Source organism: Micromonospora sp. NPDC049175, from assembly GCF_043197345.1.
GTDB lineage: Bacteria > Actinomycetota > Actinomycetes > Mycobacteriales > Micromonosporaceae > Micromonospora.
This window is the reverse complement of the sequence record NZ_JBICSY010000001.1, coordinates 1,517,358-1,541,086: the sequence shown is the minus strand read 5'-3', so window position 1 is coordinate 1,541,086 and position 23,729 is coordinate 1,517,358. Positions and strand designations below refer to the sequence as shown.

General features: G+C 71.3%; 18 protein-coding genes. All 18 read left to right on the top strand.

Annotation, left to right across the window (positions count from 1 at the left end; translation table 11 throughout):
• Positions 1 to 20 precede the first annotated feature (20 nt).
• Complete coding sequence (locus tag ACGFH8_RS06700; protein ID WP_393364345.1) at positions 21 to 1,040, top strand: YihY/virulence factor BrkB family protein; 1,020 nt, start codon at positions 21 to 23, stop codon at positions 1,038 to 1,040.
• 272 nt (positions 1,041 to 1,312) lie between these two features.
• Positions 1,313 to 2,491, top strand: coding sequence for an ROK family protein (locus tag ACGFH8_RS06695; RefSeq protein ID WP_393364342.1), 1,179 nt, complete (start codon positions 1,313 to 1,315; stop codon positions 2,489 to 2,491).
• Positions 2,492 to 2,624: 133 nt separating this feature from the next.
• Positions 2,625 to 4,133: a sugar ABC transporter ATP-binding protein gene (locus tag ACGFH8_RS06690; RefSeq protein WP_393364558.1), complete on the top strand. Its 1,509-nt coding sequence runs from the start codon at positions 2,625 to 2,627 to the stop codon at positions 4,131 to 4,133.
• Positions 4,130 to 5,257 (top strand): ABC transporter permease, encoded by a 1,128-nt coding sequence (locus ACGFH8_RS06685; RefSeq protein ID WP_393364339.1) that lies wholly within the window; start codon positions 4,130 to 4,132, stop codon positions 5,255 to 5,257. Before ACGFH8_RS06690 ends, ACGFH8_RS06685 begins: the two co-directional genes overlap by 4 nt.
• Positions 5,258 to 5,355: 98 nt before the next feature.
• Positions 5,356 to 6,408 (top strand): substrate-binding domain-containing protein, encoded by a 1,053-nt coding sequence (locus ACGFH8_RS06680; protein WP_393364336.1) that lies wholly within the window; start codon positions 5,356 to 5,358, stop codon positions 6,406 to 6,408.
• Positions 6,409 to 6,461: 53 nt separating this feature from the next.
• A complete protein-coding gene (locus ACGFH8_RS06675; RefSeq protein ID WP_393364555.1) occupies positions 6,462 to 7,637 on the top strand; it encodes a Gfo/Idh/MocA family protein in 1,176 nt (391 codons plus the stop codon).
• Between the two features lie 481 nt (positions 7,638 to 8,118).
• Positions 8,119 to 9,285, top strand: a complete 1,167-nt coding sequence (locus tag ACGFH8_RS06670) for an inositol-3-phosphate synthase (protein ID WP_393364334.1) — start codon at positions 8,119 to 8,121, stop codon at positions 9,283 to 9,285.
• Positions 9,269 to 10,219, top strand: coding sequence for an SCO3242 family prenyltransferase (locus ACGFH8_RS06665; RefSeq protein ID WP_393364331.1), 951 nt, complete (start codon positions 9,269 to 9,271; stop codon positions 10,217 to 10,219). Before ACGFH8_RS06670 ends, ACGFH8_RS06665 begins: the two co-directional genes overlap by 17 nt.
• The gene (locus ACGFH8_RS06660; protein WP_393364328.1) at positions 10,216 to 11,190 is read left to right on the top strand and encodes a sugar phosphate isomerase/epimerase family protein; all 975 of its coding nucleotides are present in this window, start codon (positions 10,216 to 10,218) and stop codon (positions 11,188 to 11,190) included. Before ACGFH8_RS06665 ends, ACGFH8_RS06660 begins: the two co-directional genes overlap by 4 nt.
• Positions 11,191 to 11,246: 56 nt before the next feature.
• Positions 11,247 to 11,855 (top strand): EboA domain-containing protein, encoded by a 609-nt coding sequence (locus ACGFH8_RS06655; RefSeq protein ID WP_393364326.1) that lies wholly within the window; start codon positions 11,247 to 11,249, stop codon positions 11,853 to 11,855.
• Between the two features lies 1 nt (position 11,856).
• The gene (locus tag ACGFH8_RS06650) at positions 11,857 to 12,714 is read left to right on the top strand and encodes a TatD family hydrolase (RefSeq protein WP_393364323.1); all 858 of its coding nucleotides are present in this window, start codon (positions 11,857 to 11,859) and stop codon (positions 12,712 to 12,714) included.
• Positions 12,714 to 13,913, top strand: coding sequence for a metabolite traffic protein EboE (gene eboE, locus ACGFH8_RS06645; RefSeq protein WP_393364321.1), 1,200 nt, complete (start codon positions 12,714 to 12,716; stop codon positions 13,911 to 13,913). The genes ACGFH8_RS06650 and eboE overlap by 1 nt, the downstream gene beginning before the upstream one ends.
• On the top strand, positions 13,910 to 15,325 hold the full coding sequence (locus tag ACGFH8_RS06640) for an alkaline phosphatase family protein (RefSeq protein WP_393364318.1): 1,416 nt from the start codon (positions 13,910 to 13,912) through the stop codon (positions 15,323 to 15,325). The genes eboE and ACGFH8_RS06640 overlap by 4 nt, the downstream gene beginning before the upstream one ends.
• Positions 15,322 to 16,389, top strand: coding sequence for a polyprenyl synthetase family protein (locus ACGFH8_RS06635; protein ID WP_393364316.1), 1,068 nt, complete (start codon positions 15,322 to 15,324; stop codon positions 16,387 to 16,389). Before ACGFH8_RS06640 ends, ACGFH8_RS06635 begins: the two co-directional genes overlap by 4 nt.
• A gap of 215 nt (positions 16,390 to 16,604) precedes the next feature.
• Positions 16,605 to 19,457 (top strand): PQQ-dependent sugar dehydrogenase, encoded by a 2,853-nt coding sequence (locus tag ACGFH8_RS06630; RefSeq protein WP_393364313.1) that lies wholly within the window; start codon positions 16,605 to 16,607, stop codon positions 19,455 to 19,457.
• A 75-nt stretch (positions 19,458 to 19,532) separates the two neighbouring features.
• Positions 19,533 to 21,638, top strand: a complete 2,106-nt coding sequence (locus ACGFH8_RS06625) for a ThuA domain-containing protein (protein ID WP_393364309.1) — start codon at positions 19,533 to 19,535, stop codon at positions 21,636 to 21,638.
• Positions 21,639 to 22,020: 382 nt separating this feature from the next.
• Complete coding sequence (locus tag ACGFH8_RS06620; RefSeq protein WP_393364306.1) at positions 22,021 to 22,509, top strand: sensor histidine kinase; 489 nt, start codon at positions 22,021 to 22,023, stop codon at positions 22,507 to 22,509.
• 212 nt (positions 22,510 to 22,721) lie between these two features.
• Positions 22,722 to 23,729: a sugar phosphate isomerase/epimerase family protein gene (locus ACGFH8_RS06615; RefSeq protein ID WP_393364303.1), complete on the top strand. Its 1,008-nt coding sequence runs from the start codon at positions 22,722 to 22,724 to the stop codon at positions 23,727 to 23,729.

Here is a 23,729-nt window from a genome sequence, read left to right as displayed (position 1 = left end):
ACCGACGAAGAGGAGGGGCGATGACCTCGGACGAGTCTGCCGCCCACCGGGCGCGCGCCGACGCCAGCGCGCCGGTCGGGCCCGACGCGGGGCCGGACAGCCCCACCGACCTGCCCGGCAGCGGGTGGAAGGCGGCGCTGCGGCGTACCGTCACCGAATTCCAGGACGACAGCCTGACCGACTGGGCGGCGGCGCTCACCTACTACGGGGTGCTGTCCATCTTCCCCGGCGTGCTGGTGTTGATCTCGATCCTCGGTCTGCTCGGCACGAGCGCCACCGAGGGGGTCAAGGAGACCGTCGACCAGGCGGTGCCGAACGACAGCATCCGGCAGATCATCACCGAGGCGATCGCCACGGCGGACAAGAACGGCGGCCTGGCCAGCGTCGCGGCGATCATCGGTGTGGTGGCCGCGTTCTGGTCCGCGTCCGGCTACATCGGCGCGTTCATGCGCGCCTCGAACAGCATCTACGACGTGCCGGAGGGCCGGCCGATCTGGAAGACGCTGCCGATCCGGCTGGGCGTGACCGCTGTGGTCGGGGTGCTGTTGCTGGCCAGTGCGGTGATCGTGGTCTTCACCGGCCGCCTCGCCGAAGCGGTGGGGGACGTGGTCGGCCTCGGCTCGGCGGCGGTCACGGTGTGGGACGTCGCCAAGTGGCCGGTGCTGCTGATCCTGGTCAGCCTGATGTTCGCGATCCTCTACTGGGCCTCACCGAACGCCCGGCACGGCGGGTTCCGCTGGGTCAGTCCGGGTGGGGTGCTGGCCGTGGTGATCTGGCTGGTGATCTCCGGCCTGTTCGCCCTCTACGTGAGCAACTTCGGCTCGTACAACAAGACGTACGGGGCGCTGGCCGGGGTGATCATCTTCTTGGTCTGGCTCTGGCTGAGCAACATCGCGATCCTGCTGGGCGCCGAGTTCGACGCCGAGTTGGAGCGGGGTCGGGCCATCGCGGCCGGTCATGCCGTCGACGACGAGCCGTACGTCGAGCTGCGCGACGACCGCAAGCTTCGCAAGAAGCGCAACGCCGCCGGCCGCCGCTGACGAACCCCGCGCCGACCTGCACCGACCGCCCCGCCATCGGAGATCGACCGGCGGGGCGGTTTCGTGTGTGTCGATGGAACTGCGGGCGAGCGAACGCGGGCAGCCCGTGATCCTTTTCTTGATCGACTAGTAGCTTTTGTTCTTTCGGACAAAAGTTCATCTCGGAACGGTTGAAGCTCTGGACACGCGGTGCAGAGCGCTCCTACTGTGTCGGACACAACACTTCGACATTGCGTCGATGTGAACGATGCCAATGAAGAGGTGACCCCCCGGTGCGCACCGACGACCCCCTGCACGTCCGACTGTTGCGGTTGCTCCGCGACGAGGGGGCCGTCTCCCGTGCCGAGTTGGGCGACCGCCTCCAGATGCCGCGCCCGCGCATGCTGGCCGAGCTGGATCGCCTGGTCGCACTGGGTTACGTCGCCGAGGCGGGGCTCGCGGCCTCCCGGGGTGGGCGCCGCTCGACCCTGGTCGAGCTGAACCCGAAGCTGCGCTTCGCCGCCGTCGACCTCGGTGCGAGTTCGATGGACATCGAGGTGGTCAACGGCCGCCTCGAACCGGTCGCCCAGTACGCCGAGCCGGCCGACATCCGCAACGGACCGAAGGTGACCCTGCAACGGGTCAACGAGTTGCTGCACAAGGCCCGGGTCGACGGCGCGTACGAGCGGTTGGACGCGGTGGGCATCGGCGTCCCCGGCCCGGTCAGCTTCCGCGACGGCGTTCCGGTCTCGCCGCCGATCATGCCGGGCTGGGACCGGTACCCGGTGCGCGAGTTGCTCAGCCGGGAGCACGGCTGCCCGGCGGTGGTCGACAACGACGTCAACATCATGGCGATCGGCGAGCGGCACGGTGGGGTGGCCCACTCGGTGGACGACTTCCTCTTCGTGAAGATCGGCACCGGCATCGGGTGCGGCATCTACCTCACCGGCGAGGTCTACCGGGGCACCGACGGCTGCGCCGGCGACATCGGCCACATCCAGGTCGACTCGCACGGTCCGATGTGCTCCTGCGGCAACGTCGGCTGCCTGGAGGCGCTGTTCAGCGGCGCCGCACTGGCCAAGGACGCCGCAGCCGCCGCCCGCAGTGGGACGTCGCCGGCGCTTGCCGAGCGGCTGGCGCTGCGCGGGGTGGTGACCGCGCTGGACGTCGCCGAGGGCGCCGTCGAGGGCGACGTGACCTGCATCCAACTGATCCGCGACGGCGGACGGCGGGTCGGCGGAGTGCTCGCCAGCCTGGTCAGCTTCACCAACCCTTCCATGATCGTGATCGGTGGCGGGCTGGCCCAACTCGGGCACATCCTGCTGGCCGAGATCCGCAGCGTGGTCTACCGCCGGTCGCTGCCGCTGGCCACCGGCAACCTGCCGGTCGTGCTGTCCGAACTCGGTGGACGTGCCGGTGTCACCGGCGCGGCGGTGCTCGCCGGCGATGTCGCCTTCGGGGAAGCCGCATGAACCTGATCGAAACCCTGTCGTGAGCGAGGAGGAGACTGTGGCTCTGCCCGAGGATGACCCCGCCACCGCGTCGGCCGAGGCCGTCGCCGAGGCACCGCTGGTCGAGGCTCCCGCCGACACCGTCGCGGGCGAGGTGGTCCTGCGCCTCACCGATGTCGTCAAGACGTTCCCCGGCGTACGCGCGCTCGACGGTGTGCAGCTCGAGGTGCGTGCCGGCGAGGTGCACTGCCTGCTCGGGCAGAACGGCGCCGGCAAGTCGACCCTGATCAAGGTGCTCTCCGGGGTGCACCAACCGGATTCCGGGCAGGTGGAGTGGCGCGGCGAGCCGGCCACGTTCACCAACCCGCAGGCCGCGATGAAGGCCGGCATCGCCACCATCTACCAGGAGCTCGACCTCGTCGAGGACCTGTCGGTGGCGGAGAACGCCTTCCTCGGGCACGAGTACCGCAGCTTCGGGTTCGTCCGGCGCGGCCGGATGGCCCGGCACACCCGGCAGATCCTCAGCCGGCTCGGCCACGGCGAGATTCCGCCCGGCCGGATGGTGAGGTCGCTGCCGGCCGCCGGCAAGCAGATCGTCAGCATGGCCCGGGCGCTGTCGCACGAGGCACGACTGATCATCATGGACGAGCCGAGCGCGGTGCTGGCCCACGACGAGGTCGGCAACCTGTTCCGGATCATCCGGGAGCTGACCGCGCAGGGCATCGCCGTCATCTACATCTCCCACCGCATGGAGGAGATCCGCGAGATCGGCGACCGGGTCACCGTACTCAAGGACGGTCGGACCACCGCGGCGAACCTGCCGGCGCGCGATACCCCGACCCGCGACCTGGTCAGCCGGATGACCGGCCGGACCATCGAGTACGTCTTCCCGGACCGGCCGGCCGAGGACCCCGCGGGCGCCGATCTGCTCGAGGTGGAGGGGTTGACCCGCGCCGGCGAGTTCGCCGACGTCTCGCTGAACGTGCGCGCCGGGGAGATCGTCGGCATCGCGGGGCTGGTCGGCTCCGGCCGCTCCGAGTTGCTGGAGACCATCTACGGTGCCCGTCTCGCGGAGGCCGGGTCGGTCCGGATGAACGGGAAGGCGCTGCGTCCCGGCGTCGGCGCCGCCGTGCGGGCCGGCATGGGGATGGCCCCGGAGGAACGCAAGAGCCAGGCGCTGCTGCTCGGCGAGCCGATCTACCGCAACGTCACGCTGGCCACCTTCGGCCGGTACGCGCGGCTCGGCTTCACGAACGCCGCCAAGGAGCGCGCCGAGGCGGACCGGATCGCGGAGAGCCTGGAGCTGCGGCCCCGGGACGTCGACCGGCCGGTACGCACGCTGTCCGGCGGCAACCAGCAGAAGGTGGTGGTCGGGCGGTGGCTGCTCGGCGGCACCAAGCTGTTGTTGCTCGACGAGCCCACCCGGGGCGTGGACGTGGGCGCTCGGGCTGAGCTTTACCAGGTCATCCGGGGTCTGGCCGCGCAGGGCGTCGGGGTGCTGCTGGTCTCCAGCGAGGTGCCCGAGGTGCTGGGTCTGGCCGACCGCGTGCTGGTGATGCGGGAAGGGCGGGTCGTGCGTGAAGCAGCGGCCGGCGAACTTGACGAAAACACTGTGCTTGACCTCGTGATGGCGGGGTCCTTGATGGAAGGCGCACCGGCATGAGCGACGCGACTCCCACTCCCACCGCGACACCGGAGCGCCCGCAGCTTCCGGCCCAGTCGCCGCCGGTGGACCCGGCGGAGACGGCGGTGGCCAGCAACAAGGCAGGGTCCACGGGCCGACTGTCCTGGTGGCGCGGCGACGGCGGTGACGGCGCGAAGCGCAACCTCGGCCTGATCGGGGTGCTGGCCGCACTGATCCTGGTCGGCGCGATCACCAAGCCGGACCTGTACGGCGACCCGAACTGGGTCTGGAACAACGTGCTGGCGATCCTGCAGCTCGCCTCGGTCGTCGGCGTGGTCACGGTCGGGATGACCTTCGTGATCATCGGCGGTGGGATCGACCTGTCGGTAGGTGCGATCGTCGCGTTGGCCGGGGTCTGGTGCACCACGGTGGCCACCCAGACCTACGGCGCCGGCGGCATGATCTTCACCGCCCTCGTGGTCGGTATCTGCGTCGGCCTGGTCAACGGCGTGCTCATCTCGTACGGGCGGCTCGTTCCCTTCATCGCGACGCTCGCGATGCTGGTGGCGGCACGCGGTCTCGCGGCGTCGATCTCCAACAAGCAGACCCAGGTGTCGAGCAGCACCTTCATCAACGACATCGCGGCGCGCAAGATCGTCGGTATCCCGATCCTGGTCTACATCCTGGGCGCGGTGGTGCTGGCCGGATGGGTCCTGCTCAACCGCACGACCTTCGGCCGGCGGACCATCGCCGTCGGCGGCAACCCGGAAGCGGCCCGGTTGGCGGGCATCAACGTCCGGCGGCACACCATGCTGCTCTACGCGCTCTCCGGCCTCTGCTGCGGCATCGCGGCGATCATGCTCACCTCGCAGGCCACCTCGGCGCAGGCGGCGATGGCCAACCTGTACGAGTTGGACGCGATCGCCGCGGCGATCATCGGCGGGACGTTGCTCAGCGGTGGCCGGGGCACGATCGTCGGCTCGCTGCTCGGCGTCATCATCTTCGCCACGATCACCAACCTCTTCGCCATCAACGGCCTCTCCATCGAGGCGCAGAACATGGTCAAGGGCGGCATCATCGTCGCCGCCGTCCTGATCCAGCAGTTCCAGTTCAAGTCCGTCACTCGGCTCTTCGCGCGGAACAGGGTCACCACCGCAACCTGACGCACCGCACCGATGTCCCTGGCCAGGTCGAGCAATTCGACACCGGCCGGGCCCCGCACACCCTTACTCACTCAAATCCCGCTCCCAGGAGGTCGTTCATGACCCAGCACAGTCGCGACCTGTCGCGCCGCCGGTTGCTCTTCGGTGGAGCCGCAGTTGGCGCCGCCACCCTGTTGACCGCCTGCACCAGCAACGAGACCCCGGCGGCCAGCACCCAGACCAAGGCCGCCGGCAACGCCGAGGGCAACAACGCCCCGGGCAAGAAGGTCGTCATCGGCTTCTCCGCCCCGGCCGCCGACCACGGTTGGATGGGCGCGATCCACGCCAACGCCAAGGCGCAGGCCGCCGCGTACTCCGATGTGGAGTTCAAGGAGGTCGACGGCGGGTCGAACTCGGAGGCCCAGCGCTCCACGCTCGGCACCCTGATCGCCCAGAAGCCGGACATCATCGTCGTGCTGCCGCACGACGGCAAGGAGGTCAACGCCGTTGCCCTCCAGGCGATGCAGGCGGGCATCCCGATCGTGAACCTCGACCGGGCGTTCCCCGACGCGCTGGCCTCCCGGCTGGTGATCAAGGGCGACAACTACGGCATGGGCGTGTCGGCCGGGCACTTCATCGGCAAGCAGCTCAAGGACAAGGGCGTCACCAACCCGATCATCGGTGAGATCGCCGGCCTGGAGATCCCGCTGACCGTCGAGCGCAGCAACGGCTTCAAGGCCGCCCTGGCGACCTACGGGTTCACGGTGAAGAACCGCCGTTCGGCCGAGTTCACCTCGGACAGCGGCCAGCGCGAGGCGTCCCAGCTGCTCCAGGCGCTGCCGAAGATCGACGCGATCTGGAACCACGACGACGACCAGGGCATCGGTGTGCTCGCGGCCATCAAGCAGGCCAACCGTTCGGAGTTCTTCATGGTCGGCGGCGCGGGCTCCAAGCTCGCGATCGACGCGATCAAGGCCGACAACACGGTGCTCAAGGCGACGGTCACCTACAACCCGTCAATGGCGTCCTCGGCCATCTCGCTCGCGCGGCTCGTCGCGCAGGGTCGGGGCCTGGGCGACCTGACGGAGCTGCAGGTTCCCAAGGAAGTAACCCTGGCCTCGGAAACGATCACCAAGGAGAACGCGAGCAGCTACGACAAGCTCGGGTTCTGACATACGGGGGGAGACCCACCTTGTCCACGACAGACAAAGAACTGCGGGTCGGCATGGTCGGCTACGCGTTCATGGGCGCCGCGCACTCACAGGCGTGGCGCACCGTGAACCGCGTCTTCGACCTGCCGGCGCGGGCCCGGATGGCGCTGATCTGCGGTCGAGACACAACAAAGGTGGCGGAAGCCGCCGATCGTCTCGGCTGGGACGCGTCCACCACGGACTGGCGAGACTTGATCAACCGGGACGACATCGACGTCGTCGACATCTGCACCCCGGGTGACAGTCACGCCGAGATCGCCCTCGCCGCACTGGCCGCCGGCAAGCACGTCCTGTGCGAGAAGCCGTTGGCCAACACGGTGGAGGAGGCACGGGCGATGACCGCCGCGGCGGACCTCGCCCGGGCCTCCGGGGTGCGATCGATGTGCGGGTTCAACTACCGCCGGGTCCCCGCGGTCACGATGATGCGTCAGATGGTCGCCGACGGACGGCTCGGGGTGATTCGACACGTCCGTGCGACGTACCTGCAGGACTGGATCGTGGACCCGCAGTTCCCGCTGGTCTGGCGGTTGCAGAAGGACAGGGCGGGCTCCGGCGCGCTCGGTGACATCGGTGCGCACATCATCGATCTGACCCAGTTCGTGACCGGTCAGCGGATCAGCGGGGTCAGCGCGGTCACCGAGACCTTCGTCAAGGAGCGGCCGTTGCCGGCCGAGTCGAGCGGGCTGGCGGCCACGGCCGACGGCGGTTCCGCGCCCACCGGGCCGGTCACCGTCGACGACGCCGCGGTCTTCGTGGCCCGGCTCGACGGTGGCGCCCTGGCCACGTACGAGGCGAGCCGCTTCGCCACCGGTCGCAAGAACTCGCTGCGCGTCGAGATCAACGGCTCGCTGGGCAGCGTGATCTTCGATCTGGAGCGGCTCAACGAGCTGGAGTTCTACGACGCCACCCGGCCCAGCGTGGAACAGGGTTTCAGCCGCATCCTGGTGACCGAGGGCGACCACCCGTACATGTCGGCGTGGTGGCCGCCGGGCCACATCATCGGCTACGAGCACTCGTTCACGCACGAGATGCGCGACTTCATCGAGGCGGTCGCCACCGGCGTCGACCCGACTCCTTCCTTCGCCGACGCGTTGCAGGTCCAGCTGGTGCTGGACGCGGTGACCCGCTCGGCGGAACTCGGCTCCTCCTGGACCGAGGTGGAACCGGCGCTGGTCACAGCCGCCGCCTGACAGTTTGACCATCCGCGATGGCGGTGTTCGCACCGCCATCGCCCGACCGGCTTTCCGAAGCCGACCGGCGAGGGACCGACCGCGGATTGCGCCCCGCGGCCGGGACGAGGTCGGCAGCGGAGAGCGTGCAGCCGGGCCGTACGGCCCGGTGGCGCACGAGCAGGACGGTCGTCCGGTGCGACCGGACCGGGATTCCCCGGCCGCACCGGAGGACCGCCACCCATCGGTGGAGACCGGATTCGGGGGAGGCAGGGTCGAGACGCCGACCCGACCCTGCCTACCAGCCCCGTCTGCCCGCACCCGTACCGGGAGCCGGTCCGGCGTCGTCGCCGCCGACGCCGTCGTCGGAAACCGGTGTCATCCCGGTGCGGGGCGGGCGGACGGGGCCCATCCAGGCACGGCCCATATCTTTCCGAAACTTATTCTGATATTCCTATATTTAGCGGTACCGACGGTTCCTCGTGATTGGGGAAGGAGCACCATGCGAACAGGTGTCTGGCTGGTAGGAGCGCGCGGGTCCGTCGCGACCACCAGCATCGTCGGGGGGCTCGCGCTGCGGGCCGGCCTGGCCGGGCCCACCGGCTGCGTCACCGAGCTTCCCGAGCTGCGTGGCCCGGCCCTGCCGGCCTTCGCCGATCTGGTCTTCGGCGGACACGACCTGGCCACCACCCCGCTGTGCAAGCGCGCCGAGGCGCTCGCCGACGCCGGCGTCATCCCCTGGCGGCTGGTCGCCGCGCTCCGCGACGAGCTGGGCGTGGTCGACCAGGAGCTGCGCCCCGCACCCGTGGGCGACACCCAGGCCGACCGGGCCGAGGCCGTGGTCCGCGACCTGACCAGCTTCCGCGAGCGGCACGGGCTGGACCGGGTGGTGGTCGTCAACGTCTCCGCCACCGAACCCACCCCGCCACCGCACCCCGGGCACGCCGACCCCGACGCGCTGCGCGCCGCGCTCAGCGGCCCGGACGAGGTGCTGCCGGTCAGCTCCCTCTACGCGTACGCGGCAGTGCTGGCCGGCTGCCCGTTCGTCGACTTCACCCCGTCCACCGGGCTGCGGCTGCCCGCGCTTGCCGCGCTCGCCGACGAGGCCGGCCTGCCGTACGCAGGGCACGACGGCAAGACCGGGGAGACGCTGGTCAAGTCGGTGCTCGCGCCGATGTTCGCGATGCGCAACCTGGACGTGCGCTCCTGGTCCGGGTTCAACCTGCTCGGCGGTGGCGACGGCGCCACCCTCGCCGACCCGGCCGCCAACGCCGCGAAGGTGCAGAGCAAGCAGCGGGTGCTCGGCGAGACGCTGGGCTACGTCCCGCAGGGCGGCACCCGCATCGAGTACGTCGAGGAGCTCGGCGACTTCAAGACCGCCTGGGATCTGATCACCTTCGCCGGCTTCCTCGGCACCGGCATGCGGATGGAGTTCACCTGGCACGGCTGCGACTCCGCGTTGGCCGCGCCGCTGGTGCTCGACCTGGCCCGGCTCACCGCCGCCGCGCACGCCGCCGGGCACGTGGGGCCGCTGACCGAGCTGGGCTTCTTCTTCAAGGACCCGCTGGGTTCGCCCAGCCACTCCCTGGGCGAGCAGTGGGCCCGGCTGACCGACTTCACCCGGCTCCTGCACGGTGGCGGGGACGGTTCCGATGACCACGCTGGCTGACCTCGCCGAGCTGGTCCGGGCACCGGCCGCGCTCTCGGTGCCCGGCGACGTGGTCGCCGGAGCGGCGGCGGCCGGCGCGTTGGGTCCGCGTACCCCCGCTCTGGCCGGCGCGTCGGTGCTGCTCTACTGGGCCGGCATGGCCGCCAACGACTGGGCCGACCGGGGTCTGGACGCCGTGGAGCGGCCCGAGCGGCCGATTCCCAGCGGGCGGATCACCCCGGCCGCCGCGGTCGGTCTCGCGGCGGGCCTCACGGCCGCCGGCGTCGGCCTGGCCGCCGTCGCGGGCGGTCGCCGCGCCGCCGCGCTCGCCGTGCCGCTGGCCGCCACCATCTGGGGGTACGACCTGCTGGCCAAGAACACCGCCGCCGGTCCGGCCGTGATGGCCGCCTGCCGGGGGCTGGATGTGCTGCTCGGCGCGTCCGGCGGCCGGCTGACCAGGGCGTTGCCGGCGGCGGTCACCGTCGCCGCGCACACCTGGACCGTCACCGCGCTGTCCCGCCGGGAGGTCAGTGGCGCCGACGCCGCGCTGCCGATGCGCACCCTCGCGGGCACCGCGCTCGTCGCCGCCAGCGCCGCCATCCCGCACGCCCGACGCGTGACCGCCCGAGCCGCCGACCGGAGCGAGGCCACCACCCAGGGCCCGGCCGACGAGGTCGGCGCGGGCGCGGGTCGCACCCGATGGGCCCGGGTCGCGGCCGTGCTGCCCGCCGTGCTGGCCGGGTGGTACGCCGCCCGCTACGGCGCGGCCCAGGCCGAGGTGATCCGGGACCCGTCGGCCGGACGGGTTCGCGCCGCCGTCGGCGCCGGGATCACCGGCCTGCCCGCCCTCCAGGGGGCGCTCACCGCGCGCGGCGGCGCCGGCTTGCTCGGCGTGGCGGTCGCGGCTGCCGCGCCGCTGGGTCGACGCCTGGCCCGGAAAGTCTCCCCGACATGACGGTCCCCCAGCCCCGATCCGCGCCGCCGGCGGCCGACGCCACGACGCTGCGCCTCGGGTACGGCACGAACGGCTTCGCCAACCACCGACTCGACGACGCGCTCGCCGTCCTCGCCGACCTCGGGTACGACGGAGTCGCGCTCACCCTCGACCACGACCACCTGGACCCGTTCGCGCCCGGACTCGCCCGCCGGGTGGCAGTCCTCGGCCGGCGGTTGGAGGAGCTGGGTCTGGCGGTGGTGATCGAGACCGGGGCCCGCTACCTGCTCGACCCGTGGCACAAGCACGCCCCGACGTTGCTGCACGACGACCCGACGCGGCGGATCGAGTTCCTGCGCCGGGCCGTTCGGATCGGTGCCGACCTCGGCGCGGAGGCGGTCTCGTTCTGGGCCGGTGTCCGACCCGAAACCGTGTCCCCGCAGTGCGCCTGGGACCGGCTGGTCGCCGGCTGCGCCACCGTTGTCGACGCGGCCGACAGCGCGGGCGTCACCCTCGGCTTCGAGCCCGAACCGGGGATGCTGGTGCAGGACATCGCCGACTGGCGGCGGCTTCGCGCGGCCCTCGGCGACCCGGCCCGCTTCGGCATCACCCTCGACATCGGCCACTGCCGCTGCCTGGAGCCGTGGCCGGTGCCGCAGTGCGTCGCCGAGGTGGCCGACCACCTGGTCAACGTGCAGATCGACGACATGCGCCGGGGTGTGCACGAGCACCTGGAGTTCGGCACCGGCGAGATCGACTTCCCGCCGGTGCTGGCGGCCCTGGCCGAGGCCGGCTACCGCGGCCTGGTCGCCGTGGAGCTGCCCCGGGACTCGCACGCCGCACCGGACGTGGCCGCCCGGTCCATCGATTTCCTGCGCGCGGCCGCCGCTACGGCCACCGGTGACCACTCTGCCAGCCCCCTTTGCTCTGCACCCGCCGAGGCGACACCCACCGAGGCGACACCAGCTGACGAGGCTTCGGCGCACATATAGGTGCAGAGCAAAGGGTGATGGTGGGGCACCTGGAGCAGCACGAGGGAGGAGACGGGATGACACCGGATTCACTACGGGCCGCGCTGGGAGGCGTACCCGATCCCGATTGGCTGGACACGGCGCTGAGCCGGGTCGCGGTCGAGCCCACCGCGATCACCCGGCTCTTCCCCGCCGCCGGCCGGCGGTGCGGTCGGGCCGCGCTGCCCGACGCCCCCGGCTGGACCGCCGACGACGCGGCCCGGGTGCTGCTGCTCACCAGCCTGCCCGGCGACCACGCGGCGTACGCCGAGAGCCTCTACCAGCACGGTGACGCGGCCGAGCGCCGAGCCGTGCTGCGGGCCCTGCCGCTGCTGCCGATCGGCGCCGCCGGGGTGCCGCTGCTGCACGACGCGATCCGCACCAACGACACCCGGCTGGTCGGCGCGGCCCTCGGCCCGTACGCCCGGCACCTCACTCCGGCCGCCTGGCGGCAGGCGGTGCTCAAGTGCGTGTTCAGCGGTGTGCCGTTGGCAGTGGTCGCCGACCTGGAGACCCGTGCCGACGGGGAACTGGCCGCGATGCTGGCGGCGCTTGCCGCCGAGCGGCACGCCGCCGGCCGGGAGTTGCCCGCCGACGCCACCGACCTGCTCGACCGGCTCACCGCCGCACTGCCCCGGGAGGCGTGACATGCGTATCTTCGACCCGCACATCCATATGACCTCACGCACCACCGACGACTACGAACGGATGGCCGCCGCCGGCGTACGCGCCGTGGTGGAGCCGGCGTTCTGGCTGGGTCAGCCGCGCACAAGCGCCGCCTCGTTCACCGACTACTTCGACTCGCTGATCGGCTGGGAGCCGTTCCGGGCCGGGCAGTTCGGGGTGCGGCACTTCGCGACGATCGCGCTGAACCCCAAGGAGGCCAACGACCCGCGCTGCCGCCCCGTCCTCGACCTGCTGCCCCGCTACCTGGACAAGGACGCGGTGGTGGCGGTCGGCGAGATCGGGTACGACTCGATGACGCCGGAGGAGGACGAGGCGTTCGCCGCGCAGCTCGCCCTCGCCGTGGCGTACGACCTGCCGGCGCTCGTGCACACCCCGCACCGGGACAAGGCGCGCGGGTGCGAGCGCACCCTCGCCGTGGTCGCCGAGTCCGGCATCGACGCGGGTCGGGTGGTGGTCGACCACCTCAACGAGGTGACCGTCAAGCTGGTCCGCGACAGCGGCTGCTGGCTGGGTTTCTCCATCTACCCGGACACCAAGATGACCCCGCAGCGGATGGTCGAGCTGCTGCGCGAGTACGGCACGGAACGGATGCTCGTCAACTCCGCCGCCGACTGGGGGCGCTCCGACCCGCTGCTGACCCGGGCCACCGGTGAGGCGATGCTGCTGGCCGGGTTCAGTGACGACGACGTCGACGCGGTGCTGTGGCGCAACCCGGTGGAGTTCTACGGGCAGTCCGGCCGGCTCGACCTCAGCGACCTGGACGTCGCCGCCAAGGTGGACCCGCAGACGGGCAACTCGATCCTGCGCGGCGGCAGCTGATGCGGCTGCGACACGCCGGCGGCGAGACCGTCCATCTCGGCTACTGCACGAACGTGCACCCCGCCGAGGACCTCGCCGGCATCCTCGGTCAACTGGACACCTACGCCGTGCCGGTGCGCGAGGCACTCGGCAGTGACCTGCTGGGCCTCGGCCTGTGGCTGGCCGCCCCGGTCGCCGCCGAGCTGGCCGCCGACCCGACGCTGCGTCGCCGACTGCGCTCCGAGCTGACCGCGCGAGGGCTGGAGGTGGTGACCCTCAACGGCTTCCCGTACGCGGCCTTCCAGGCGCCGGTGGTCAAGCAGGACGTCTACCACCCGGACTGGACCACCGAGCAGCGCCTCACGTACACAGTGAATCTGGCCCGGGTGCTCGCCGACCTGCTGCCCGACGACGCCGCCCGGGGCTCGATCTCCACGCTGCCACTGGCCTGGCGTCACCCCTGGGACACCGCTTCGGCCGACGCGGCCCGGGGCCGGTTGGACCAGTTGGCCGCCGGCCTGGCCGCCGTGCAGCGCGACACCGGCCGCGAGGTGCGGGTGGCGTTCGAGCCGGAACCGGGCTGCGTGGTGGAGAGCACCGGTCAGGCCGCCGCGCTGCTGTCCGGGATGGACACCGAGCGGCTGGGTGTCTGCGTCGACCTGGCCCACCTGGCCTGCGCCTGGGAGGACCCGGCGGAGGCACTGCAACGACTGCGGGCGGCCGGGCTGCCCGTGGTAAAGGTGCAGGTCTCCGCCGCCGTCGAGGCGGCCGACCCGGTCGGCGGCGTCGACGCGTTGCGCCGCTGGGTGGAGCCGCGCTTCCTGCACCAGACCCGGGGCGCCGGCTGTGCGGGCCGGCCCGACCCGGCCGACCCGACGTACGCGGCCGACGACCTGGACGAGGCACTGGACCGGGCGCTGCCCGGCCCGTGGCGGGTGCACTACCACGTGCCCCTGCACGCCCCACCCGAGGAGCCGCTCAGCTCGACCCTGCCGGTGCTCCGCGCAGCCCTGAGAGCGCTCTTCGAGGGCCCGACCGCCGGCTGCGACCACCTCGACGTCGAGACGTACACCTGGGGGGTGCTGCCGGCCGCCCGACGGCCCGGCACCGACGCGGAGCTGGCCGCCGGCATCGCCGCCGAGCTGGCCTTCGCCCGAGACGAACTGGTCGGCCTCGGCCTGACCACAGACCGAACCGTGAGCATGGGGGTGACGCGATGAGCCGGCGACTTGTGGTCCTCGACGTGGTGGGGTTGACCCCACGACTACTGGCGCACATGCCCCGGCTGCGGGGGGTCGCCGACGGCGGCTTCCGGGCCGAGTTGGGCACCGTGTTGCCCGCGGTGACCTGCTCGGTGCAGTCCACGTTCCTCACCGGCGAGACGCCCAGCGGGCACGGGATCGTCGGCAACGGGTGGTATTTCCGGGAGCTGGGCGAGGTGTTGCTGTGGCGGCAGCACAACGCGCTCGTCGGCGGGGAGAAGCTCTGGCAGGCGGCCCGCAAGGCCGAGCCGGGCTACACCGTCGCCAACGTCTGCTGGTGGTACGCCATGGGCGCGGACGTCAACTGGACGGTGACGCCCCGCCCGGTCTACTACGCCGACGGGCGCAAGGAACCGGACTGCTACACCGACCCGCCCGAGCTGCACGACGCGCTCACCGGCCGGCTGGGCACCTTCCCGCTGTTCACCTACTGGGGGCCGACGGCCGGACTGCCGTCGTCGCGGTGGATCTGCCAGGCGGCCGAGCAGATCCTGTCCGACGTGTCACCGGATCTCACCCTGGTCTACGTCCCGCACCTGGACTACGACCTGCAACGGTTCGGCCCGTCGTCGGCCCAGGCCGCCACCGCGGCGGCCGAGCTGGACGCGGTGCTCGGGCCCCTGCTGGACGCCGCCCGCGCCCGGGACGCCACGGTGGTGGTGCTGTCGGAGTACGGCATCACCGACGTGTCCCGGCCGGTGGACGTCAACCGGCTGCTGCGCGCCGAGGGGCTGCTGCACGTGCACACCCAGGCCGGCATGGAATACCTCGACCCGTGGACGTCGAAGGCGTTCGCGGTCGCCGACCACCAGATCGCGCACGTCTACGTCAAGGACCCGGCCGACGTGCCGGCGGTGGCGAAACTCTGCGCCGGCCTGCCCGGGGTGGCCGAGGTGCTCGACGCCGAGGGCAAGGCCGCACACGGGTTGGACCATCCGCGCGCCGGTGAGCTGGTGTTGGTGGCCGAGCCGGACTCCTGGTTCACCTACTACTACTGGCTGGACGACGACCGCGCGCCGGACTTCGCGCGGCTCGTGGAAATTCACCGGAAGCCGGGGTACGACCCCGCCGAGCTGTTCTTCGACCCGGCCAACCCCGGTGCCGCGAAGGCCCGCGCCGGGGTGGCCCTGGCCCGCAAGAAGATCGGCATGCGGTACCTGATGAGCGCTGTCGGCCTGGACGCCGGCGCGCGGGCGGTGAAGGGCTCGCACGGGCGGCTGCCGGACGACCCGGCGGACGCTCCGGTGCTGCTCTGCTCCGACCCGGCGGCGGCCCGGGACAAGATCGCGGCGACCGAGGTCAAGGCGCTGCTGCTGGAGTTGGCCGGGCTGGGTGGCGACCGTTCGACCGGGCCGGGGGAGGGGTCGTGACGGTGACCGTGGCACCCGCCGACGCCAGCGGGCTGCGGGCACGGTTCGACGCGGAGCTGGCCGGGTTCCTCGAACGGCAGGGCCCGGACTGGCCCGACGGCGCGCCACGCGGGGTGTTCACCGCACTGCAACGGTTCGTGCTGGCGGGCGGGAAGCGGTTACGTCCGCTGTTCTGCTACTGGGGCTGGCGCGGCGCGGGGGCCGCCGACAGCACCCCGATCGTGGTGGCCGCGGCGGCGCTTGAGCTGTTCCACGCGTTCGCGCTGATCCACGACGACATCCTGGACGGCAGCGACCGCCGCCGGGGCGAGCCGTCGGTGCACCGGCTCTTCGCCGACCTGCACGCCCGCTCGGCGTGGCGCGGAGACCCGGAGGCGTACGGGCGCAACACCGCCCTGCTCTGCGGGGACCTCTGCGCGGCCTGGTCGGACCAGATGTTCCACGAGTGTGGGCTGAGCACCGAACAGGTGCACCGCGGGTACGGCGTGTTCGCGCTGATGCGGACCGAGGTGATCGCGGGGGAGTACCTGGACCTGGTCTCGGGTGTGGGTGACGGCTCGGTGGCCAGCGCGCTCACCGTGATCCGGATGAAGGCCGCCCGCTACACGGTGACCCGGCCGTTGCAGATCGGGGCGGCCCTGGCCGGCGCGGGGCCCGAGTTGATCGCCGCGCTGGGCGAGTTCGGTGACCCGTTGGGCGACGCGTTCCAGCTCCGCGACGACGTGCTGGGCGTCTTCGGGGACCCGGCGATCACCGGCAAGTCGGTCCTGGACGACCTGCGTGAGGGCAAGCCCACGGTGATGATGGCGTTGGCCCGCAGTGCCGCCGACCGGTCGCAGACCATCCGGCTGCGGGAGCTGTTCGGCAACCCGGCGTTGGACGCCGACGGCGCGGCGGAGCTGCGCGCGATCATCGAGGAAACCGGTGCCCGGGAACGGATCGAGCAGATGATCCGGGTCCGGACCGAAGCAGCGCTCGGTGCCCTGCAGAGCGCCATGGTGGCGGACGAGGCGCGTGCGGCGCTCGTCGCGCTGGCCGGACAGGCAATCGACCGCCACGCGTGATCGGCCACTTTCGAACAGATCGACGAAAGTTGGCGTGGAATCACCGGAAGGTATGGACACATCGACACCCACAACTTAGTGTCGTGACCAACCCCACAATGTTTCATCGAGGTGAACCGGCGGCGCGGTAACACATCGACCACCCTCACCGCTACGGCACCGGCGCGACGGCGCGCGCCCGCCTGGCAGTCACTCGTCAGGAAGGGGCAGCACACATGTCCATGAAGGACGCTCCACACCATCGTTCCCGACGATGGTCCTCCGCCGGATCGGCGCTGCTGCTGGCAGTCGCCGCCGGCACTGTCGCACTCGCCGCCGGCTCGGCTCCCGCACAGGCGCACACGATCGTCGCCACCGACTTCCAGCAGGTCGAGCTGGCCCGCGGCGTCACCGACATGGGCGAGCCCATGTCGCTGGCCGTGCTGCCGGACCGCTCCGTCCTGCACACCGCCCGCAACGGCACCCTGCGCCGCACCGACGCGAACGGCACCACCTCCGTGGTCGGCACCCTGTCGGTCTACAACCACGACGAGGAGGGGTTGCAGGGCGTCGGGGTCGACCCCAACTTCACCAGCAACCGACAGATCTTCCTCTACTACGCGCCGCCCCTCTCCACCCCCGGCGGCGACGCGCCGGCCACCGGCACCGACTTCTCCGCCTGGCAGGGAGTGAACCGCCTCTCCCGGTTCACCCTCAACGCCGACTTCACGATCAACCAGTCGACCAAGGTCGACGTGCTCGACGTGCCGGCCGACCGTGGGCTGTGCTGCCACGTCGGCGGGGACATCGACTTCGACGCCGCCGGCAACCTCTACCTGTCCACCGGCGACGACACCAACCCGTTCGAGTCCGCCGGCTACTCGCCCCTGGACGAGCGGAGCAACCGCAACCCGGCGTACGACGCCCAGCGCAGCGCCGGCAACACCAACGACCTGCGCGGCAAGATCCTGCGGATCAAGGTGAACGCCAACGGCACGTACTCCATCCCCTCGGGCAACCTGTTCGCGCCCGGCACGGCCAGGACCCGGCCGGAGATCTACGCGATGGGGTTCCGCAACCCGTTCCGGATCAGCGTGGACAAGGCCACCGGGGTCGTCTACGTCGGTGACTACGGGCCGGACGCCGGCACCACGAGCTCCACCCGTGGGCCGTCCGGCCAGGTGGAGTTCAACCGGGTCGCCGCACCTGGCAACTACGGCTGGCCGTACTGCACCGGCACCAACACCTCCACCGAGACGTACAACGAGTGGGACTTCGCCAGCAACGCCAGCGGGGCGAAGTACAACTGCGCCAGCGGGCCGACGAACAACTCGTTCCGCAACACCGGCCTGACCACCCTCCCGCCGGCCCAGCCGGCGTGGATCCGGTACGCCGGCGACGCCGGCACCCCGACCGAGTTCGGCGGCGGCTCCGAGTCGCCGATGGGCGGCCCGGTCTACCGGTACAACGCCTCGTCGACCTCCACCACGAAGTTCCCGCAGTCCTTCGACGGGCAGTTCTTCGCCACCGAGTTCGGCCGGGGCTGGATCAAGCCGATCCACGTCAACTCCGACGGCTCCCGGGGCGCCATCGACACGTTCCCGTGGGTCGGCAAGCAGGTGATGGACTCGGCGTTCGGCCCGGACGGCGCGTACTACGTGCTCGACTACGGCACCGGCTACTTCAACGGCGACGCCAACTCGGCGCTCTACCGCTTCGACTACGTCGGCAGCGGCAACCGGGCACCGACGGCCGTGGCCAGCGCCAACCGGACCTCCGGTGCGGCGCCGCTCGCGGTGACCTTCTCCTCGGCCGGCTCGTCCGACCCCGAGGGCGGCGCGCTGACGTACTCGTGGGCCTTCGGTGACGGGACCACCTCGACCGCCGCCAACCCGACGAAGACGTACTCCACGAACGGCACCTACACCGCCACGCTGACGGTGCGGGACGCGCAGGGCGCCACCGGCAGCAGCAGCGTACGGATCAGCGTCGGCAACACCGCGCCCACCGTCACCATCAACAACCCCGGCAACGGCCAGTTGTTCAGCTTCGGCGACACGGTGCCGTACAGCATCACGGTGACCGACCCGGAGGACGGCACGATCGACTGCACGAAGGTCAAGATGACCTACGTGCTCGGGCACGACCAGCACGGACACCAGATCACCTCGAAGACCGGGTGCTCCGGCTCGATCACCATCCCGGTCGACGGTGAGCACGACGACGCGGCGAACATCTTCGCGATCTTCGACGCCGAGTACACCGACGCCGGTGGCCTGACCACGCACACCCAGCACACGCTGCCGCCGCGGCACCGGCAGGCCGAGTTCTTCGGCACCTCGTCCGGGATCAACGTGTTCAGCAAGGCCACGGCCGAGGGCGGCAAGACCGTCGGCGACATCAACAACGGCGACTGGATCGCGTTCCAGCCGTACCGGCTGGGCAACGTGACCTCGTTCAACGCCCGGGTCTCCTCGGCGGGCGCCGGTGGCACCCTCCAGGTCCGGGCCGGCTCGGCCACCGGCACGGTGCTCGGCTCGGCCACGGTCCCGGTGACCGGCGGCTGGGAGACCTTCGCGACGGTGACCGGCACGATCACGAGCCCGCCGACGGGTACGACCACCCTGTACCTGACCTTCGCCGGGTCGGGCACCGGGGCGCTCTACGACCTGGACGCGTTCACGTTCGTCACCGGCACCGCCACCGGCGGGAGTGGCCCGATCAAGGGTCTGGGTGGCAAGTGCCTGGACGTGCGCAGCGCCGCCACCGCCGACGGCACGCAGATCCAGATCTACACCTGCAACGGCAGCGCGGCGCAGACCTGGGCTGTCACCCCGAACTCCACGATCAAGTCGTTGGGCAAGTGCCTGGACGTCGCCGGCGCCGGCACCGCCGACGGCACCAAGATCCAGCTCTACACCTGCAACGGGACCGCGGCGCAGAACTGGGCCGCGCAGGCCGACGGCACGCTCCGCAACGCCGGGTCCGGCAAGTGCCTCGACGTCTCCGACAACAGTTCCGCCGACAGCACCGCGGTTCGCCTGTGGACCTGCACCGCCGCCGCCAACCAAAAGTGGATCCTGCCCTGAGCTGAGTGGTGGGGCCCCCTGTCTTCGCCTACGGTTGGGCAGGGGGCCCTTCCTAACCACAGTTAGGAGAGCGATATGCGCAGACTCCTGCGCCCCGTCCTCGGTGCGGGCCTGGCCGCCCTCGCCGTCATCGCCTGCACCACCCCGGCCAGCCCGGCCAGCGCCGCCGACGCCCCGTACGACGTGCTGGTCTTCTCCAAGACCGCCGGTTTCCGGCACGACGCGATCCCGGTCGGCATCCAGACCATCCGTGACCTGGGCGCGGCGAACAACTTCACGGTCACCGCCACCGAGGACGCGGCCGTGTTCACCACCGCCAACCTCGCCCAGTACGAGGCCGTCGTCTTCCTCAACACCACAGGAGACGTGCTCGACGCCAGCCAGCAGACCGCCTTCGAGTCGTACATCGGCTCGGGTCGCGGATACGTGGGCGTGCACGCGGCCTCGGACACCGAGTACGACTGGCCGTTCTACGGCAACCTGGTGGGCGCGTGGTTCGCCTCCCACCCGGCGATCCAGCAGGCAAACGTCAAGGTGGAGGACCGGGCGCACGCCGCGACGGGTCACCTGCCGCAGACCTGGACCCGCACCGACGAGTGGTACAACTACCGGACCAACGCCCGCTCGACCGCCCACGTGCTGGCGACGCTCGACGAGTCGTCGTACTCCGGTGGCGGCATGGGCGCCGACCACCCGCTGAGCTGGTGCAAGAGCTACAGCGGCGGCCGGTCCTTCTACACCGGGGCCGGGCACACCCAGGCGTCGTACGCGGAGCCAGCGTTCCGGACCCACCTGCTCGGTGGCATCCGGTACGCCGCCGGTCGGAGCAAGGCCGACTGCCGTCCGGAGACCGGCTACACCCCGCTCTACAACGGCTCGACGACCGGCTGGTCGCAGGCCGGCCCGGGCAGCTTCACCAACTCCGACGCCACCCTGACGTCGGTGGGCGGCATGGGGCTGTTCTGGTACAACGCCAAGCAGTTCACCAACTACTCGCTGAAGCTGGACTGGAAGCTGGCCGGGGACGACAACTCCGGCATCTTCATCGGCTTCCCGCCGTCGAGTGACCCGCAGTCGGCGATCAACAACGGCTACGAGGTCCAGATCGACGCCACCGACGCGGTCGACCGCACCACCGGCGCGATCTACACGTACAAGGCGGCCGACATCGCCGCCCGGGACGCGGCGCTCAACGCGCCGGGGGAGTGGAACACCTACGAGCTGCTGGTCGAGGGGGAACGGCTACAGGTCCTCCTCAACGGGGTGAAGATCAACGACTTCACCAACACCGACCCGGTCCGCTCGCTCGCCGGCCACATCGGCATCCAGAACCACGGCACCGGTGACGACACCTTCTTCCGCAACATCCGGATCAAGGAACTGGGCACCACCCCGACGCCCACCGGCACGATCCAGGCCGAGGCGTTCAGCTCGGCCAACGGCGTCTCCGCGTTCGCCAAGGAGGGCGCCAACGGCGGGCAGACCCTGGGCTACATCGAGCCGGGTGACTGGGCCGCGTACAACGGGGTCAACCTGACCGGCGTCACCTCGTTCACGGCCCGGGTCGTCTCCGGCGGGGCGGGCGGCACCATCCAGGTGCGCACCGGCTCGGCGACCGGCCCGGTGCTCGGCTCGGTGGCGGTGCCGAACACCGGCAGTTGGTCGACGTACGCCAACGTCACCACCACGCTCGCCAACGTCCCGTCCGGCACCCAGAACCTCTATCTCACCTTCACCGGTAGTGGTACGGGGCTCTTCGACCTGGACGACTTCACACTGGTCAAGGGTGGCGGCGGCACTCCCGGGGTCGGCCCGATCAAGGGTCTGGCGGGCAAGTGCCTGGACGTGCGCGGCGGCGGTACCGCCGACGGCACCCAGATCCAGCTCTACACCTGCAACGGAGGCGCGGCGCAGACCTGGACCGTGTCCGGCTCGACGATCAAGGCGCTGGGCAAGTGCCTGGACGTCAACGGTGGCGCCTCCGCCAACGGCACCAAGATCCAGCTCTGGAACTGCAACGGCAGCGCCGCGCAGAACTGGGCGGCCCAGTCCGACAGCACCCTGCGCAACCCGTCGTCGGGCAAGTGCCTCGACGTCTCCGGCAACAACTCGGCGGACAGCACCCCCGTACACCTCTGGACCTGCCTCGGCGCGGCCAACCAGAAGTGGACCCTGCCCTAACCGACTATGCAGGGCAGGGCCGACGCCACGGCGTCGGCCCTGCCCTCCCCGTCCCCACCCACCCCACCCCACCGCGCCCACCCCACCCCAGCGCGCCCACCCCACCCCACCGCGCCCACCCCACCCCACCGCGCCCACCCCACCCCACCGCCGCGCCGATCTTGCACTTTCTGTCGGTACTTATGCCACAATCCCGACTCTTCGACAACACAAAATGCAAGATCGGCGGGGCGAGGGTGGGGGCGAAGGGCGGGGCGAGGGCGGGGCGAGGCGGGGCGGGGCGGCGTGGGGAGTGCGGGGCGAGGGCGGGTCGGGCGGGTAAGGCGCGCGGGTCGGTGACGCGGGGGACCGGCGCACAGCCGGCTGCCGTACCTTGACCAGCATGGGGCGGTTCGCGCGGTGGCGCGGGATGGTGCTGGAGCAGGGGCACCGGCTGGCGGGCGCGCTCCGGCGTCCCGAGGAGCCGGACGACCCGTTCGAGCCGACAGGCAGCCTGAACCGGCTCGACGCGCTGGTGGAGGGCTTCGCCGCAGGTCAGCCGGTGCGATGGAGCCTGGCCGGTCAACCCCGGCCGCTCCCGGGACCTGTCGACGCGGTGGCGTACCGGATCATCGAGGAATCGTTGACGAACGCGTGCCGGCACGCCCCGGGCGCGCCGGTCGCGGTCCGCCTGCGCTACGACGCCACGGGCATCACCATCGAGGTCCGCGACGAGGGCGCCGGTGGTGGCACCCAGGGCGCCGGGCGGGGTCTGCTCGGGGTACGCAGGCGCGCCGAACGCCTCGGCGGCACGTTGTCGGCCGGCCCCCGCGCCGGTGGCGGCTTCGCCGTGCGGGCCGCCCTGCCGGCGCCCGAGGAGGTGGCCGAATGATCATCGGGCCGCAGGGCTTTCGCAATGGGGTGTCGCGGAAATAGGGTGGGGGCGGCGACCGTGCAGGTGGCCGGTGACCCGGTGGGAGGCGCAACCCGCCGGGCCCAGGTGTGTTCCGCACCCACCGGTGACCGCTCGGTGCCGCGTACGTCCGGTCACCCTCGCCCCGGTCCGCACCTGGAATCCCCCATGACAATCAGGGGAGAAGAACAATGGCGCGACCCATCACGCTCTTCACCGGCCAGTGGGCCGACCTACCTTTCGAGGAGGTCTGCCGGCTCGCCTCCGAGTGGGGCTACGACGGTCTGGAGATCGCCTGCTGGGGCGACCACTTCGAGGTCGACAAGGCGCTCGCCGACGACTCGTACGTCGAGCGCAAGCGGGAGACCCTCGCGAAGCACAACCTTGAGGTCTTCACGATCTCCAACCACCTGGTCGGCCAGGCCGTCTGCGACCACCCGATCGACGAGCGGCACCAGGACATCCTGCCCGCCCGGATCTGGGGCGACGGGGAGCCCGAGGGGGTCCGCCAGCGGGCCGCCGAGGAGATCAAGGACACCGCGCGGGCGGCGGCGAAGCTCGGAGTGAAGACTGTCGTCGGCTTCACCGGTTCGTCGATCTGGCACACCCTGGCGATGTTCCCGCCGGTGCCGCCGGCGATGATCGAGCGCGGCTACCAGGACTTCGCCGACCGGTGGAACCCGATCCTCGACGTGTTCGACGAGGTGGGGGTGCGGTTCGCGCACGAGGTCCACCCCAGCGAGATCGCGTACGACTACTGGACGACGAAGCGGACGCTGGAGGCCATCGGCAACCGGCCCGCGTTCGGGCTGAACTGGGACCCGTCGCACTTCGTCTGGCAGGAGCTGGACCCGGTGAACTTCATCTTCGACTTCGCCGACCGGATCTACCACGTGGACTGCAAGGACGCCAAGGTGCGCACCGGCGACGGCCGGCGTGGCCGGCTCGCCTCGCACCTGCCCTGGGCCGACCTGCGCCGCGGGTGGGACTTCGTCTCCACCGGCCACGGCGACGTGCCCTGGGAGGACTGCTTCCGCGCGTTGAACGCGATCGGTTACGAGGGCCCGATCTCGGTCGAGTGGGAAGACGCCGGGATGGACCGGCTGGTCGGCGCCCCGGAGGCGTTGCAGTTCGTCCGTCGGCTCGCCTTCGACGCGCCGAGCGCGGCGTTCGACGCGGCGTTCAGCAGCAAGGACTGA